At 60.4% G+C, this 13,762-nt stretch carries 18 protein-coding genes; 15 read left to right on the plus strand and 3 right to left on the minus strand.

Annotated elements, in window-relative coordinates; translation table 11 throughout:
- Positions 1–309 precede the first annotated feature (309 nt).
- Positions 310–1,230, minus strand: coding sequence for a LysR substrate-binding domain-containing protein (locus LDB26_RS07440; protein ID WP_257541447.1), 921 nt, complete (start codon positions 1,228–1,230; stop codon positions 310–312).
- Between the two features lie 118 nt (positions 1,231–1,348).
- On the opposite strand from LDB26_RS07440, the gene LDB26_RS07445 reads away from it, so the two are divergent.
- From LDB26_RS07445 to LDB26_RS07500, 12 genes are all read left to right on the plus strand, one after another.
- Entirely contained in the window at positions 1,349–2,218 is an 870-nt protein-coding gene (locus LDB26_RS07445) for a pirin family protein (protein WP_257541449.1), read from the plus strand.
- Positions 2,219–2,328: 110 nt separating this feature from the next.
- A complete protein-coding gene (locus LDB26_RS07450; RefSeq protein WP_257541451.1) occupies positions 2,329–2,970 on the plus strand; it encodes a hydrolase in 642 nt (213 codons plus the stop codon).
- A 70-nt stretch (positions 2,971–3,040) separates the two neighbouring features.
- Positions 3,041–3,262 carry a hypothetical protein gene (locus tag LDB26_RS07455; RefSeq protein WP_257541453.1) on the plus strand — a complete coding sequence of 74 codons (222 nt, stop codon included), beginning with the start codon at positions 3,041–3,043 and terminating at the stop codon, positions 3,260–3,262.
- An 8-nt stretch (positions 3,263–3,270) separates the two neighbouring features.
- Positions 3,271–4,050, plus strand: a complete 780-nt coding sequence (locus LDB26_RS07460) for an isochorismatase family protein (protein ID WP_373886191.1) — start codon at positions 3,271–3,273, stop codon at positions 4,048–4,050.
- A gap of 111 nt (positions 4,051–4,161) precedes the next feature.
- Positions 4,162–4,752 carry a pirin family protein gene (locus LDB26_RS07465; RefSeq protein ID WP_231746279.1) on the plus strand — a complete coding sequence of 197 codons (591 nt, stop codon included), beginning with the start codon at positions 4,162–4,164 and terminating at the stop codon, positions 4,750–4,752.
- A gap of 27 nt (positions 4,753–4,779) precedes the next feature.
- On the plus strand, positions 4,780–4,974 hold the full coding sequence (locus tag LDB26_RS07470) for a hypothetical protein (RefSeq protein WP_257541457.1): 195 nt from the start codon (positions 4,780–4,782) through the stop codon (positions 4,972–4,974).
- A complete protein-coding gene (locus tag LDB26_RS07475) occupies positions 4,961–6,025 on the plus strand; it encodes a tyrosine-type recombinase/integrase (RefSeq protein ID WP_257541460.1) in 1,065 nt (354 codons plus the stop codon). The genes LDB26_RS07470 and LDB26_RS07475 overlap by 14 nt, the downstream gene beginning before the upstream one ends.
- A 492-nt stretch (positions 6,026–6,517) precedes the next feature.
- Positions 6,518–6,757, plus strand: a complete 240-nt coding sequence (locus LDB26_RS07480) for a ribbon-helix-helix domain-containing protein (RefSeq protein ID WP_257541462.1) — start codon at positions 6,518–6,520, stop codon at positions 6,755–6,757.
- Positions 6,757–7,185 carry a putative toxin-antitoxin system toxin component, PIN family gene (locus tag LDB26_RS07485; RefSeq protein WP_257541465.1) on the plus strand — a complete coding sequence of 143 codons (429 nt, stop codon included), beginning with the start codon at positions 6,757–6,759 and terminating at the stop codon, positions 7,183–7,185. The genes LDB26_RS07480 and LDB26_RS07485 overlap by 1 nt, the downstream gene beginning before the upstream one ends.
- Positions 7,186–7,640: 455 nt before the next feature.
- Entirely contained in the window at positions 7,641–8,051 is a 411-nt protein-coding gene (locus LDB26_RS07490; RefSeq protein WP_257541467.1) for a hypothetical protein, read from the plus strand.
- Between the two features lie 169 nt (positions 8,052–8,220).
- Complete coding sequence (locus LDB26_RS07495; protein WP_257541469.1) at positions 8,221–8,388, plus strand: hypothetical protein; 168 nt, start codon at positions 8,221–8,223, stop codon at positions 8,386–8,388.
- A gap of 2 nt (positions 8,389–8,390) precedes the next feature.
- Entirely contained in the window at positions 8,391–8,846 is a 456-nt protein-coding gene (locus LDB26_RS07500) for a MaoC family dehydratase (protein ID WP_257541471.1), read from the plus strand.
- Positions 8,847–9,214: 368 nt separating this feature from the next.
- Here the strand turns inward: LDB26_RS07500 and istB are convergent, their stop codons facing one another.
- Both istB and istA read right to left on the minus strand, forming a co-directional pair.
- Positions 9,215–9,982 carry an IS21-like element helper ATPase IstB gene (gene istB / locus LDB26_RS07505; protein ID WP_213500153.1) on the minus strand — a complete coding sequence of 256 codons (768 nt, stop codon included), beginning with the start codon at positions 9,980–9,982 and terminating at the stop codon, positions 9,215–9,217.
- Entirely contained in the window at positions 9,979–11,472 is a 1,494-nt protein-coding gene (gene istA / locus LDB26_RS07510; RefSeq protein ID WP_257541944.1) for an IS21 family transposase, read from the minus strand. The genes istB and istA overlap by 4 nt, the downstream gene beginning before the upstream one ends.
- 45 nt (positions 11,473–11,517) lie before the next feature.
- Between istA and LDB26_RS07515 the strand changes: the two genes are divergently transcribed.
- The 3 genes from LDB26_RS07515 (at position 11,518) to LDB26_RS07525 (ending at position 13,742) form a co-directional block, all read left to right on the plus strand.
- Complete coding sequence (locus tag LDB26_RS07515; RefSeq protein WP_257541473.1) at positions 11,518–11,727, plus strand: hypothetical protein; 210 nt, start codon at positions 11,518–11,520, stop codon at positions 11,725–11,727.
- 174 nt (positions 11,728–11,901) lie between these two features.
- On the plus strand, positions 11,902–12,885 hold the full coding sequence (locus LDB26_RS07520; RefSeq protein WP_257541475.1) for a rod shape-determining protein: 984 nt from the start codon (positions 11,902–11,904) through the stop codon (positions 12,883–12,885).
- A gap of 155 nt (positions 12,886–13,040) precedes the next feature.
- Complete coding sequence (locus tag LDB26_RS07525) at positions 13,041–13,742, plus strand: VIT family protein (RefSeq protein WP_257541477.1); 702 nt, start codon at positions 13,041–13,043, stop codon at positions 13,740–13,742.
- Positions 13,743–13,762 lie beyond the last annotated feature (20 nt).

The raw sequence follows: 13,762 nt of genomic DNA on the forward strand, positions 1-13,762 counted from the left end.
GCTTCTCTGCCGATAGGGATGCCCTTGCTACCAGCCGGTTTGTTGTACTGACGCCGAACTCATCGGCACGGGATCAAAGATCAGGCACAATATTCGATTCTAACTATCTGAAATGCAGTTCTGAGCGGGCGACCCACCAATTTCGGAGCTGTGAAATGTGGGGAACTCTCCCAACTGAGAGGGATGTATCAATCTTACTGAGTGAACCGCCCCGAGTTTACCGGAGGCTTATGGTCTTAACGCTCCAGTAAGCCGACCGTCAGCTTGTCGGGATTAAAAATCGACGGCTAAACAGCCGGGAAGGGGCGTTCATGTCTTCAAGGCATTCTCGGCGGCGGCGCGTTGAACCGCACATTCTCTGACAAAGAAATCTAGAAGTGCCCGAACCGACGGCAGCAACCCCCTGCGCGAAGGAAATACGGCATGGACGATCGCCGCCGGAGGACGCCAATCCGGCAGGAGATGAACCAGCCGGCCTGCCATAACATCTGGCCATATCAGCAGGGTAGGCAATTGCACGACGCCCAGTCCCTCCAGCGCCCCCGCGCGCAAGGTTGCCATGTCATCAGTGACGATCCGTGGGCGATGGCGGACGGCCGCCCGCTGGCCATCGCTGCTTTCCAGATGCCATTGATAATCGTTGTGTGCCGGCCCCAGATCGAGGCTTGGTAGTCCATTGAGGTCGGCGGGGTAGATGACGGGGCGTGTGATCAGTTCAGGGCTGGCCACCAAGCATTGCCGGCTGTCATCCAGCTTGCGCATCACCAGCCCCGTATCATCGAGCGGCGGAAAACGCGCCCGAATGGCAAGGTCATATCCCTCAGCAATCAGATCGACCGGACGATTGAAGCTTTTGAGGTGAATATCGACCGCCGGATGCTCCTTCACAAAATGAGCGACAAGGCCGCTGAACTGGAATTGCAGCAGCCCGACCGGGCAGGCCATTCGGATGACACCTCTGGGTTCCGCGCGCAGTTCGGCGATCGCCTGCTCGGCGGCTTCGGCCTCGACCAGCATGGCGAGGCAGTGCCGATAATATTCCTGCCCCACCTCCGTGACGGAGAAGCGCCGCGAGGAACGATTGAGCAGGCGCACGCCCACTCGGTCTTCCAGCAATAATATGCGCCGGCTAAGTTTGGATTTGGGCTGATGGATGGTCCGTGCGGCGGGCGCAAAGCCGCCATGCTCGACCACCTGGGCGAAATAATAAAGATCATTGAGGTCGTGCATCGTCCCATCAGTAGGACGCTGCGTCCCCGATCGCAATCTTTCGCTATCATCATTGCAGGATCATCTTCGCTGCAAGTTCAGGGCCGCAAAATGGAGTCGCCCTGCCAGGAGGTGCAAGATGACCAAGGAAATTCTGGGCCGTTATGGCAATGATCATGGCCATTGGGTGGGCGATGGCTTCCCCGTTCGCTCGCTTTTTTCCTACCATGGCCTGGGTCAGTATATCAGCCCCTTCCTGCTGCTGGACTATGCTGGTCCCCATTATTTCGCACCCACTGCGGAACGTCGTGGCGTTGGCCAGCATCCCCATCGTGGCTTCGAGACGGTTACCATCGTTTATGATGGCGAGGTCGAGCACAAGGATTCCGCCGGCAACGGCGGCGTGATCGGTCCGGGCGATGTGCAGTGGATGACGGCCGGCGGCGGCATATTGCACGAGGAATATCATTCGCCCAGCTTTGCGCGGACCGGCGGTCCATTTCGCATGGTGCAGTTGTGGGTCAATCTGCCGGCCAAGGACAAGATGACCCCCGGCGGCTATCAGGCGATCGTCAATGCCGACATCCCTGTCGTCGAACTGGCAAGCGGTGCCGGCGTGGTGCGGGTGATTGCTGGGGCGTTCGACGGCATTGATGGTCCAGCCCGGACCTTCACCCCCGTCAATGTCTGGGACATGCGCCTGACCCGCGATGCGGAGATGCGCCTGCCGTTGCCCGAAGGCCATGTCGCGATGCTGGTCGTTCTGAGTGGTCGGCTGACCGTGGCGGGCGAGCATGAGATTGGCGAAGCGGAAATGCTGCTGCTCGGTCGCGATGGACAGGATGTTCAACTCCGTGCCGATGTCGACACGACATTGCTGGTGCTGACCGGCGAACCGATCGACGAGCCGATCGTCGGTCATGGCCCCTTCGTTATGAACAGCGAGGCGGAAATCCGGGCGGCCGTCGATGACTTCAACAATGGTCGTTTCGCGCAGGCGATCGGCTGACGACCTCAACCCCGGCGGTCATCCTGATCGCCGGGGCCATGGTTACGGGGCGGTCGGGCGTCCAGCCGACCTTCGTTTCATTACGGAAGCTGCACAGGAAAGGAACCATCATGACGAGCGAATCCATCCGCGATCCCAAGGCGGATCATCTGCTGACACCGCAAAATTCGGCCTTCATCATCATCGACTATCAACCGGTCCAGGTGAATTCGATCGCCTCGATGGATCGGCAACTGCTGCTCAACAACATCGTCGGCTGCGCCAAGGCGGCGGTCGCCTATGATCTGCCGATCGTGCATTCGACCGTGAACGTCGAAACCGGCCTCAACCACCCGCCGGTCCCGCAAGTACGCAAAGCGCTGGCCAATTATCCGACCTATGACCGCACGAGCATCAACAGCTGGGAAGATATCGAATTTCGCCAGGCAGTGGAGGCGACGGGGCGCAAGAAGCTGATCATGACCGCGCTCTGGACCGAAGCCTGCCTGACCTTCCCGGCGCTCGATGCACTGAAGGAAGGATATGAAGTTTATGTTCCGGTCGATGCGGTTGGGGGGACATCGCTGGCCGCACATGAGGCAGGCCTCCGCCGGATCGAGCAAGCCGGTGGCAAGATGATCTCGGTGCCCCAGCTTTTCTGTGAACTGCAGCGTGACTGGAAACGCAGCGAGACCGTGCCCGCCTTCATGAACCTGTTCATCGAAACCGGTGGCACCGCTGGCATCCAGTTTTCCTACGACAAGGCCGACTGATTTTTTCGATCACGGCCAGACGGCATGACGCCTTGGCCGTGATCGACCTCCACTCCGCAGGAGAAATTCCATGTCTTCCCCCGCCAATTTCAACGGCAGCCGACCGATCATCGATCCTGACGATTCCGTGATGCTGCTGATCGACCATCAGAGCGGCCTGTTCCAGACCGTTGGCGACATGCCGATGCCTGAATTGCGATCTCGAGCCGGCGCGCTCGCCTCGATCGCGACGCTGGCCAAAACCCTGTCATCACGACCGCGTCAGTACCCCAGGGGCCGAATGGTCCGCTGATCCCGGAAATCCATGCCAATGCGCCACATGCCCAATATGTGGCCCGCCGGGGCGAGATCAACGCATGGGATAATCCCGATTTCATTGCAGCGGTCAAAGCGACTGGACGCGGGACGCTAATTATTGCGGGTACGATCACCAGTGTCTGTATGGCCTTCCCCTCTATTGCCGCCGTGCAGGATGGCTATCGCGTGTTCGCGGTGGTTGATGCGTCGGGAACCTATTCGAAGATGGCGCAAGAAATCACGCTGGCGCGTGTTGTCCAGGCGGGCGTGGTGCCAATGGATACGGCCGCCGTCGCATCGGAAATCCAGAAGACATGGCATCGCGATGATGCGGAAAAATGGGCCGAGATTTATACCCGCATATTCCCGCCCTATCAGTTACTGATCGAAAGCTATGCCAAGGCGCAACAGGTTGCGATCGAACATGAAATGCCCGATTCACAGCGGAGATGGAAACCAAATATGGCCGGCGCCCTGCCGGCCACGTCGAAAGGCGGACATATGACGAATAAGGTGATCGATAATCCCGCTGAACATCGGTTTGAGCTGGATCTGGGCGGCGACGCATTGGCGGCGGCCTATTATCGGATCGAGGAGGGACGGGTGGTTCTGATCCATACCGAAGTCCCCTATGCCTTTTCCGGTCAGGGCGTGGGCACAAGATTGGCCACAGGCGTGTTCGACCTCATATGTGCCAGCGGTCGCAAGGCCGTGCTGAAATGCAGCTTCATGGCACGCTTCTTCGCGAGCCATCCCGAATATGCCGATATTGTTGACGGCTGATCCGACTGAGGCAGGAATGTTAGGATGATCGAGATGGTAATCGAGCAGCGCCGGCGCAGCCTGAGCGGCGAGCTGGAGGTCGGACGGGTGCTTCCTTAAGCCAAGCGGCGGATGATTGGCCCTTTCATTTTCTTCGATCATATGGGACCGCTCGACGTTGCGGCGGGGGCGGGACAGGATCTCGATGTACGCCCGCACCCCCATATCGGGCTTTCCACCGTTACCTATCTTTTTTCGGGTGAGATCATGCACCGCGACAGCGTGGGATCGGTCCAGACCATCCGCCCGCAGGAGGTGAACTGGATGACCGCCGGCAGCGGTATCACGCATAGCGAGCGATTCGAGAAGGCCCGCGCGGTGGGCAATCATCTACATGGGATCCAGGCCTGGGTTGCCTTGCCCAGGGAGGATGAGGAGAGCGATCCGAGCTTTTCCCATCATGGCGGGGCTGACCTGCGGCACTGGGAGGAGGGTGGCGTGAGCTGTCATCTGATTGCCGGTGCAGCCTATGGACTCAAGGCCGCTGCGCGCACCCATTCTCCGCTTTTCTATGCCCATCTCGACATGGTGCCCGATGCGGTTGCGGGCATCCCGACAGATCAACCCGAGCGCGCGGTCTATGTTGCACGTGGCGCGATCGAACTGGATGGTGAAACCTATGGGGCCGGCAAAATGATGATCTTGGACGGGCAGGCGTCGTAACTGCGGGCGTTGGAAGATAGCAGTGTCATGGCCAAGCGTCCCGCTCCATTCAAGCAAGCCGAACTGACCCGCGCCGCTAAAGGTGTGAAGGCAGCGGGCTTGCCCATGGTGCGGACGCTTGTGCTTCCCGATGGCACATTTATCTTCGATCATCGGACGGAAGTAACTTCCGAACCGGCGACTCCCTTTGACCAATGGAAGGCGAAGCGTGACACGCATTAACCTGAAGGGGCTGAATCGCACCAAGAAGAAACTCGCGGACGGAAGCGAGAGGATTTACTATTACCTAGGCAAGGGCGGCCCAAGACTGGAGGGCGAGCCGGGATCGCCGGAGTTCATCGCCAGCTATCACGCCGCTGTGGAAGCGCAGCGCCGCATCCCGAAAGATACGCTCCAGTCCGTCATTGACGCCTTCCAAGTGTCTTCCGATTTCACGTCATTGGCCGCGAAGACGCGCGCCGATTACAAGAAGCACATCAAGCATATCGAAACGGAGTTCGGCGATTTCCCGCTGAAGGCGATGGATGACCGGCGCACGCGCGGGGAGTTTCTGGCATGGCGGGATCGCGTTGGCGCGGTATCGCGGCGGCAAGCCGATTATCGCTTCAGCGTCTTGGCGCGCATGATCGCATGGGGCTTTAATCGTGGACTCGTGCTCACTAATCCGTGCGAGCGTCCCGGCCGCCTCTATAGGTCCACCCGCTCCGAAAGCGTGTGGAGCGATGAAGACGAAGCCGCCTTCATGGAAAAGGCTCCCGTGCATTTGCGCCTGGCGCTCATTCTGGCGCTGTGGACCGGCCAGCGACAAGGCGACCTGTTGAAGCTCACCTGGAGCGCATACAACGGCACGCATATTCGCCTGAAGCAAAGCAAGACGGGTGCCCGCGTCATCATCCCCGTGGGCGCACCGCTGAAGGCGGCGCTGGAGGAAGCAAAGCGCAAGCTGGCCGAGATGGAAGAGGGCAAACCGCGTCCCCTGACAATCCTGGCGACCGAAGGCGGCACGGCCTGGACCGAGTCCGGCTTCCGCGCTTCATGGCGCAAGGCGTGTGCGAAATCGGGCGTGGTGGGCGTCACCTTTCACGATCTTCGCGGCACGGCCGTCACGCGGTTGGCGCTGTCCGGATGTAGCGAAGCGGAGATTGCGACGATCACCGGACACTCGCTTCGCGATGTCGCTGCGATCCTGGATGCCCACTATCTGAAACGCGATCCGCGCCTAGCAGAATCGGCCATCCGGAAGCTCGAAAGGAGAACGGATTCTCCCAACTGACTTCCCAACTGCTCTACGCGAGTCCGATGATGATGACGGGAAAACGGCAGAAAAAGGTGGTGGACGCACTTTTTTTTGGGCTCGAACCAAGGACCCGCTGATTAAGAGTCAGTATGGTCTCACAAAATATTGATATTATTATATTTTCTTGTTTTGAACCCTGTGCTTCTTCGATCCAATTTTATAGCTTGGAATTTGCCACAAGGGAAGGCATCGGCCCCGCTATTTTCGGCGCCTCATTTCCGTTCTGGGCCCGCCTGAAACCTCCTGATCCAATCTCTTTCCGAAAAGTGCAATATTTGCTGCTTTTGCTCCCGGTCAATGGCTTCTTGCCTTCCAGGTCAACATGTGTCTCGACGTCAGCCGATATCTTTCTTCACCTTTCGTTGGTGCAGCCGCGAGCAAAGGGGAAGGAGATCGCGGAAGGCGGCAGGTTGAAATTCCCGCTTATCGGTGTATATGTGTAAAAGCGTCAATACACCGGAGTTTGCCATGTCGTCCGTCCGCTGGAATATCGCTGTGTCGCCGGACACGGATCAATCCGTACGGATGTTCTTGGCCGCCCAAGGCGGAGGCCGCAAAGGCGACCTATCGCGTTTTATCGAGCAGGCGGTTCGGACCTATCTGTTTGAACAGGCCGTGGAGCAGGCTAAGGACGCCACCGCCGATATCGGCGAGGTGGACCTTGCGGACCTGATCGATGAAGCTGTCCAGTGGGCGCGCCATAACTGATGCGCGTGATCGTGGACACCAATGTCCTGGTTGCCGCTCTGATCTCACGACATAGCCCGCCAGAGGCGATCTATCGTGCCTGGCGCAGTGGTCGCTTCGAGCTGGTAACATGCCGCCTGCAACTGGACGAGCTGCGGCGTGTAAGTCGCTACCCCAAATTGAAGGCTATCCTGCCGAACCACCGCATTGGCACCATGATCAATAATCTCGATCGTGCGATCGTGCTGGACCAACTCCCGGCCTTGCCGGATGGTGCGGGATCAAGCGATCCCGACGATGATTTCCTGTTGGGCATGGTCCTCGCCAGCGACGCGGATTTTCTCGTTACCGGAGATAGACGTGCCGGGCTCCTGCAACGCGGCAGTTTTCAGCGCGCACGGCTTCTTACTCCGGGGGCATTTTGCGAGGCGCTGGGCTTGATGGGCTAGAAGTTCTTAAGAACTTCTGACCGGCGAAGGAATAGATAGAAAGATCGTAGGTGGCCATCAGGGCTGCATAGCCGACTGGTGTTACCGGTTCAGGTGTGCCCGCCCGCGAAAATCGTTCACTGGCGGTGAGGGGCATGGGCCCATAGTCTTTCCGTGAAAAACTACCACTAGGCCCGGATCGTCTGCGAATCTCGTTCACGGATCGCGAATTTCGATCACAAAATCTACAGTTCTGTGAATATCATTCACCCAGCACGAAATGATGGCGCAAGCACTGCCAGCCAGCATATTCTGGCGTGAAGGCTGTGCATATGAAGACGGTAGCCTTCGATGGCATGATACTCTTCGGTCAGCCAATCCGGTTACGACGATGACGATTTCTGTTCCGTAACGAGCTCGATCTTGTAAGGAGCCTGACCCCGCTCCATAAGTCGTTACAGGATAGACCTTATTTCATGATACCGAAGGCCCGTCGCAAGCGCATCTCTTCCACTCGGGCCATTCCGCCATCACTGAAAAAGAAGCGTGGTCCAAAGCCGCGTCCTGTCGTCGAACTGCCGCAAGCCAAGTCCGCGATATGGGCGGACAAGGATGCATTCCACGAAGCCCTTGCCTTCCATATCGAGCGCCACGGTGACACCGTCTGGCATCTGCACAAGGCGATCACCGGCCCGAAAGACCGGGTCGACCGCAAGACGATCGCGCATTGGGTAGCCGGGACCAAGGTGCCTCGTTCGGTGACGAGCCTCGAACTGCTCGGCCGCATCGAAAAGCGATACCAGCTCCCGGCCGGTTATTTCGCTGCCAAGCTGCCGCATGTGGATCGGGCTGCCGGGCAAGCGCATCAACGACCACGGCTGGTATAGCTGCGTCGCGCTCGATTGGGGCTGGTCGGCTCTCCGAATGGCTCGCGATCACGTATGCCGACCAGGGCGTCCGCACCAGCGTGGTCTGCCCACAGACCGTTGACACGCCGATGCTGGCGGCGACGTTGGTCGGCGAGGCGGCGAACTCGGCTATAAGTCGGCGGGCCGCGTGATCAGCGCGCAGGACGCGGCGGCGGCGATCGTCGAAGGCATTCGCGAGGAAGCGCCGCTGATCCTGCCGCACCCCGAGGTCGCGCGCTATTTTCGCCAGAAAGCCGACGATCCGCAGCGCTGGCAGAAGAGCATGCGCAAGTTCCTTTCGGCGCAAGGCGCGTGATCATGCCCGCGGGCCGGCACACGATCCTCCTTGAAGGGCGCCAGTTCGTTTCGGGCGCGCGCCGGGTCACGCACGAGGATTTCCTCCGCTTCGCCCAAGTCTCGGGCGATCGCCACCCGATGCACGTCGATCCAGCCTATGCCGCGCAGACGGCGATGGGCCGGATCATCGCGCACGGCCCCTTCGGGATCGCACTGTCGATGGGATTATACAATACCATCGAGGAAATGACCGACCTCGCAGTCGCCATGCTCGACATCCGCGAATGGAAATTCCTGCTGCCCATCTTCGTGGGCGATGAACTGCGCCTTCGCCTGACCATCGGTACGATCCGCGAGACGCGCTCGGGCAAGCTGGTAGTAGATCGCATGTTCGAGGTCGTGCGCGACGGTAACGAGGTCGTGCAGTCCGGCTGGTCAGCGATGCTCGTTAATCCGCCGCCTGCCGATGGGGGCTGAGTTGGCTTACCGTACACTCACGATCCGGCTCGACGCGCACGGCATTCTCCTTCACGCTCGACGTGCCAGACAAGCTGAACCTCTTCACCACCGATAATCCTTGACCGCTGTGCGCCTCTTCCACTTCGCCACCGTCTTCCGGTTGACGCCATAGCGCTTCGTCAGGACCCTCGGGCTTCTGTGGTTTAAGATGCGAGTGTGCAAGTGATCGAGCGCGGTTTTCTGTCAGCCTATTTTCTACGACATGTCAACGGCGGAGCAAAAGTCGGCCATGGGGCGGCGTAAAACCAGGCCATCGTGTTACACGCCGGGGGGAGTGGCGTGAGGGCGTAGCCCGAGGGCCACTCCCCCCGGCATTGGCTTGCTTTTCAGGGTCTGATTTTGGCCTTGCGGGCCCGGCTGTGAGCGAGGCGATAGCTTTCGCCGTTCATCTCGAGGATGCTGACGTGATGGGTCAGGCGATCGAGGAGCGCGCCTGTGAGACGCTCGGATCCGAAGGTTTCGGTCCATTCGTCGAAGGGCAGGTTGCTGGTGATCAAGGTGGAGCCGCGTTCGTAACGCTGGGAGATCAGCTCGAACAGCAGTTCGGCGCCGGTCTTGGAGAGCGGTACGAAGCCCAGTTCGTCGATGATGAGCAGTTTGTATCCGACCATCTGCTTCTGGAAGCGCAGGAGACGCCGCTCGTCGCGCGCCTCCATCATTTCGCTGACCAGCGCCGCCGCAGTGGTGAAGCCCACCGACAGCCCTTTCTGGCATGCTGCCAGTCCGAGCCCCAACGCTACGTGCGTCTTTCCGGTGCCCGATGGCCCCAGAGCGATGGCGTTCTCACGCCGCTCGATCCACTCGCAGCGCGCCATCTCGAGCACCTGCATCTTGTTGAGCCTGGGGATGACGGTGAAGTCGAAGCTGTCGAGGCTTTTGACGGCGGGGAAGCGCGCGGCCTTGATGCGCCGCTCGACCATACGACGCTCCCTGTCGATCATCTCCATCTCGACAAGGCGGGCGAGGAAGCGGATATGATCGACGCCTTCAGCGGCACATTGCCGGGCGAGCTTGTGGTGCTCTCGCAGGCACGTAGGCAGCTTGAGTGCCTTGAGATTGTGAGCGAGAAGAAGCTCCGGGGTCTGATCGCTCATGCGGCCTCCTGCTGGTCGGAGAGCAGGCTCAGATAGGCTCTGGCAAAGGTCTTCTCGACCGTTGTGCGTGGCAGGAAGGGATAGACGTCCAGGTCCAGCCTGGGCGGTACGCGTTCGACCCGGCACAGGGCGAGGTGCTTGACGGCATCGAAGCCGATGGCGCCAAGATCAATGGCCTGTTCCACCGCCGCCTGGAGATCGGCGAGGGTGAACGTTTCCAACAGGCGCAGCACCTGTACATATTCACGCCTGCCATGCTTGTGCATGCGGCCTTCCATCAACCGCTGCAGTGTCGTGAACGCTTCGGGCAAATCCCAGCCCTGCAAAGGCGCGGCCTGGTCGAATGCGTTGATCTTCTGCTCGATCAGCGGGAGATAGTGGAGCGGGGCGAAGATAACCTCCTCGCGGGCATAGCAACGAGAATGACGGGCGATAACTTCGCTGCGGCATCCGATCACCACTTCATCGACATAGGCCCTGATCCAGACCTCCTGATGGCCCCAGACTACCGGAACCGAATAATCGTTGGTCCTGTAGCGCACCAGAGATTGCGAGGAGACCCGCCCGCTCGTCTGATCGCAGGCCTCGAAGGGTGTAGCGGGCAGAGGCTGCATGGCCGCCAGATCGCGCTGCAAGCGCTCATCGATCGTCTCGCTCTCCCCGCGCACCTTCTCCTGCTGGCGCTTGCGACATTGCTCCTCCAGCCATAGGTTGAAGGCCTCCCAGGTCGGGAACTTCGGGATCGGCACCATGAAATTGCGGCGGCAGTAACCTACCAGCCCTTCCACATTGCCTTTCTCGTTCCCCTTGCCCGGACGGGCATAGCGGTCGCGGATCACATAATGCGACAGGAAAGCGCTGAACAGCGTGGCACGCTTGCGCGTGCCGTCTGGCAGGATTTTCGCCACAAGGCAGCGATCGTTGTCGTAAACGATGGAACGCGGCACCGCGCCGAAGAACGCGAAGGCATGAACGTGTCCGTCAACCCAAGCCTCCGCCACCGCCGCCGGATAGGCCCGCACATAGCAGGCATCACTGTGCGGCAGATCGAGTGCGAAGAAGTAGGCCTTCTGCTGCACCCCGCCGATCTCCACCAGCGCTTCCCCGAAATCGGCCTGCGCATCCCCCGCCGGGTGGGCCAGCGGCACGAACATCTCCCGGCTGCGTTGCTCACGCTCGCGGATGTAATCCTTGATGATCGTATAGCCGCCGGTGAAACCATGCTCGGCGCGCAAGCGGTCGAATACCCGCTTCGCCGTATGGCGCTGTTTGCGCGGGACGCAGCGGTCCCCTTCAAGCCATCCATCAATGATCGCCACAAACCCGTCCAGCTTCGGGCGCTGCGGGACAGATTGACGCCGGTAACCCGGTGGCGATGAAAACGACAGCATCTTGCGCACCGTGTCGCGCGACACATTGAAACGCTTCGCCGCCGCCCGCTGGCTCATGCCATCCGCGCAAGCCAAACGGACCTGAAGATAAAGTTCCACGCTGTAGATCCCCACACCTCCCTGACTTGGCAGAAAGGCTTCAAGGTGGACGACTTTTACGCCGCCCGCAGCAGGACTATCCCGCCGCTAGCGTGGTCGAATATTGCTCCGCCGTTCTCACTCAAACCCTGGCTGCGCGATTCCCATAATTTCCCAGCGATGATGAACTTTGCCATCGATCCCGAGCAAATCGATGACCTTGCCGCATATATGACAACGCTCCAGCGCCGCGACTATACGCCGCCGATCCAGTAGCGGTCGTCGCGGAAATTTGCGTCGAGGCGTGCCGCACCATTGGGCGGATCGACGCAGTGTTTCGGGTGCGGCAGGAATGGGCCTGCTGGCCATGCAGATGCCGCCCAACCGCCTTCGGGAGACATCCCAGGCCGCAACTGCTACCCGGGCAAGATGAAGAGACTGTTTCAAGCCATGGGCAAGCCTGATTTCGCGATCGATTTCGGCACCGCGAACACGCGCGTCGTATCGTCCAGCGGCGGCGTCTTGTTCGACGAGCCGTCGCTGTGCTGCTTCACGGGGCAGGCGGATCGCGGAGAACTGGTGGCTGCAGGCTCCGCTGTCAGGTCCATGCTGGATCGAACTTCGGGATCCATGAGGGTGGTCCGCCCCCTCAACCGCGGGGTCCTGAGCGACATCGCTGCGGCACGCGATTATCTGACTTATGCCGTGCGGTCGAGTGTGGGCCAGAGGAGGCTGCGCTCGTTCCGCGCAATAATCGGCGTACCCGCCGATGCAACCAATGCCGAACGCAGTGCTCTGTTCACGGCGGCGAACGACGCTGGCCTCGGATCCGTTCAGTTGCTCGCCGAACCCCTTGTGGCTGCGCTGGGCGCTGACCTTCCGATCGAGCTTCCGCGAGGCACCATGATCGTTGAATGCGGGGCAGGGACCACGGAAGCAGCCGTACTGTCGCTTGGCGGGATATGCGCGGCCGCATCGCTTCGCGGCGGAGGCGATGCTCTGGACCTTGCGATTTCCGACTATCTTCATTTCCGACACAAGTTCCTGATCGGCGCCAGCACGGCAGAGCAGGCCAAGCGCGACCTCGTCAAAATGCTGCATGAGGGCGTGGACGCCGGTGTCGATATCCGGATCAAGGGACGCAATCTGGCCACCGGACTTCCCGCAGCGATTGGTATTCCCGTTGGCGATTTGCACCCGGTGGTGGAGAAACACGTAGCGGGAATTGCCGCAATGGTGGTCAATTTGCTCGGTCAGATACCGCCTGAACTGAGCCGCGACATTCACGATGGCGGCATTGTCCTGACTGGCGGAAGTGCAGCCATCGGCCTTGTCAGTCGGGCCGTCGCTGACGCCACGGGCCTGACCGTGACAGTGGCAGACAACCATGCCCACTGCGTGGCGCTCGGTCTGCAAAAGGCGCTCGCGCATTGAGCATCCGCGCGTTCGCCTGCGGCAACGGCTTTTGACTTGCTGATCGTTATCCGCCATCGTCCCGAAATGATCTGTGTCGCCCTTCTGCAGCGTCAGCGCTGCCATGCGAGTTCGCTTTGGCGAGTAGTGTAGAACGATTATCAGGAGCCATGCCCGTGTCCCGTCTTCGCCAACACCCGGAAAGCCATCTCGTCGCGCGCATCGGTTGGTTGCGGGCGGCTGTGCTCGGCGCCAATGACGGGATCGTCTCGACCGCGAGCCTGATCGTCGGCGTGGCGGCGGCATCCGCCGCCACCTCCGAGGTTCTGATCGCAGGCGTCGCCGGCCTCGTCGCCGGGGCCATGTCGATGGCGGCGGGCGAATATGTTTCTGTCAGCTCACAATCGGACACCGAACAGGCCGATCTCGCGCGCGAACGGGCGGAGCTTGCCGGGCAGCCGGAATTCGAACGGGAGGAACTGACTCGTCTTTACACGGAGCGCGGTGTCGAGCCTGACCTTGCGCGCCAGGTTGCCGACCAGTTGATGGCGAGAGACGCGCTTGGCGCTCATGCCCGAGACGAACTCGGCATATCGGCAGTCACCGCAGCCCGCCCGATCCAGGCAGCCCTGACCTCGGCTGCCACATTCTCCGTTGGCGCCGCGATGCCTCTCGTCATGGTCCTGCTGATGCCGCGTTCATTTCTGGTTGCGGGCGTCTCGATCGCCTCGCTTGTCTTTCTCGCTTTGCTCGGAGGGATCGGGGCGCAGGCGGGTGGTGCCAATGTGATCCGGGCCACCCTGCGTGTGACCTTCTGGGGCGCACTCGCCATGGCGCTGACGGCAGGCATCGGGGCGATTTTCGGTACTGTCGTATGAGGGTTGCAGTCGCCGCCCCA

Source organism: Sphingobium sp. CFD-1, assembly GCF_024611115.1.
Taxonomy (GTDB): Bacteria; Pseudomonadota; Alphaproteobacteria; order Sphingomonadales; family Sphingomonadaceae; genus Sphingobium; species Sphingobium baderi_A.

What these genes read in the sequence shown, in the direction of transcription:
- LDB26_RS07440 (WP_257541447.1), bottom strand. Translation starts at nt 1,230, where the DNA reads ATGCACGACCTCAATGATCTTTATTATTTCGCCCAGGTGGTCGAGCAT.
- LDB26_RS07445 (WP_257541449.1), top strand. Translation starts at nt 1,349, where the DNA reads ATGACCAAGGAAATTCTGGGCCGTTATGGCAATGATCATGGCCATTGG.
- LDB26_RS07450 (WP_257541451.1), top strand. Translation starts at nt 2,329, where the DNA reads ATGACGAGCGAATCCATCCGCGATCCCAAGGCGGATCATCTGCTGACA.
- LDB26_RS07455 (WP_257541453.1), top strand. Translation starts at nt 3,041, where the DNA reads ATGTCTTCCCCCGCCAATTTCAACGGCAGCCGACCGATCATCGATCCT.
- LDB26_RS07465 (WP_231746279.1), top strand. Translation starts at nt 4,162, where the DNA reads ATGATTGGCCCTTTCATTTTCTTCGATCATATGGGACCGCTCGACGTT.
- LDB26_RS07470 (WP_257541457.1), top strand. Translation starts at nt 4,780, where the DNA reads ATGGCCAAGCGTCCCGCTCCATTCAAGCAAGCCGAACTGACCCGCGCC.
- LDB26_RS07480 (WP_257541462.1), top strand. Translation starts at nt 6,518, where the DNA reads ATGTCGTCCGTCCGCTGGAATATCGCTGTGTCGCCGGACACGGATCAA.
- LDB26_RS07485 (WP_257541465.1), top strand. Translation starts at nt 6,757, where the DNA reads ATGCGCGTGATCGTGGACACCAATGTCCTGGTTGCCGCTCTGATCTCA.
- LDB26_RS07490 (WP_257541467.1), top strand. Translation starts at nt 7,641, where the DNA reads ATGATACCGAAGGCCCGTCGCAAGCGCATCTCTTCCACTCGGGCCATT.
- LDB26_RS07500 (WP_257541471.1), top strand. Translation starts at nt 8,391, where the DNA reads ATGCCCGCGGGCCGGCACACGATCCTCCTTGAAGGGCGCCAGTTCGTT.
- istB (WP_213500153.1), bottom strand. Translation starts at nt 9,982, where the DNA reads ATGAGCGATCAGACCCCGGAGCTTCTTCTCGCTCACAATCTCAAGGCA.
- LDB26_RS07520 (WP_257541475.1), top strand. Translation starts at nt 11,902, where the DNA reads ATGGGCAAGCCTGATTTCGCGATCGATTTCGGCACCGCGAACACGCGC.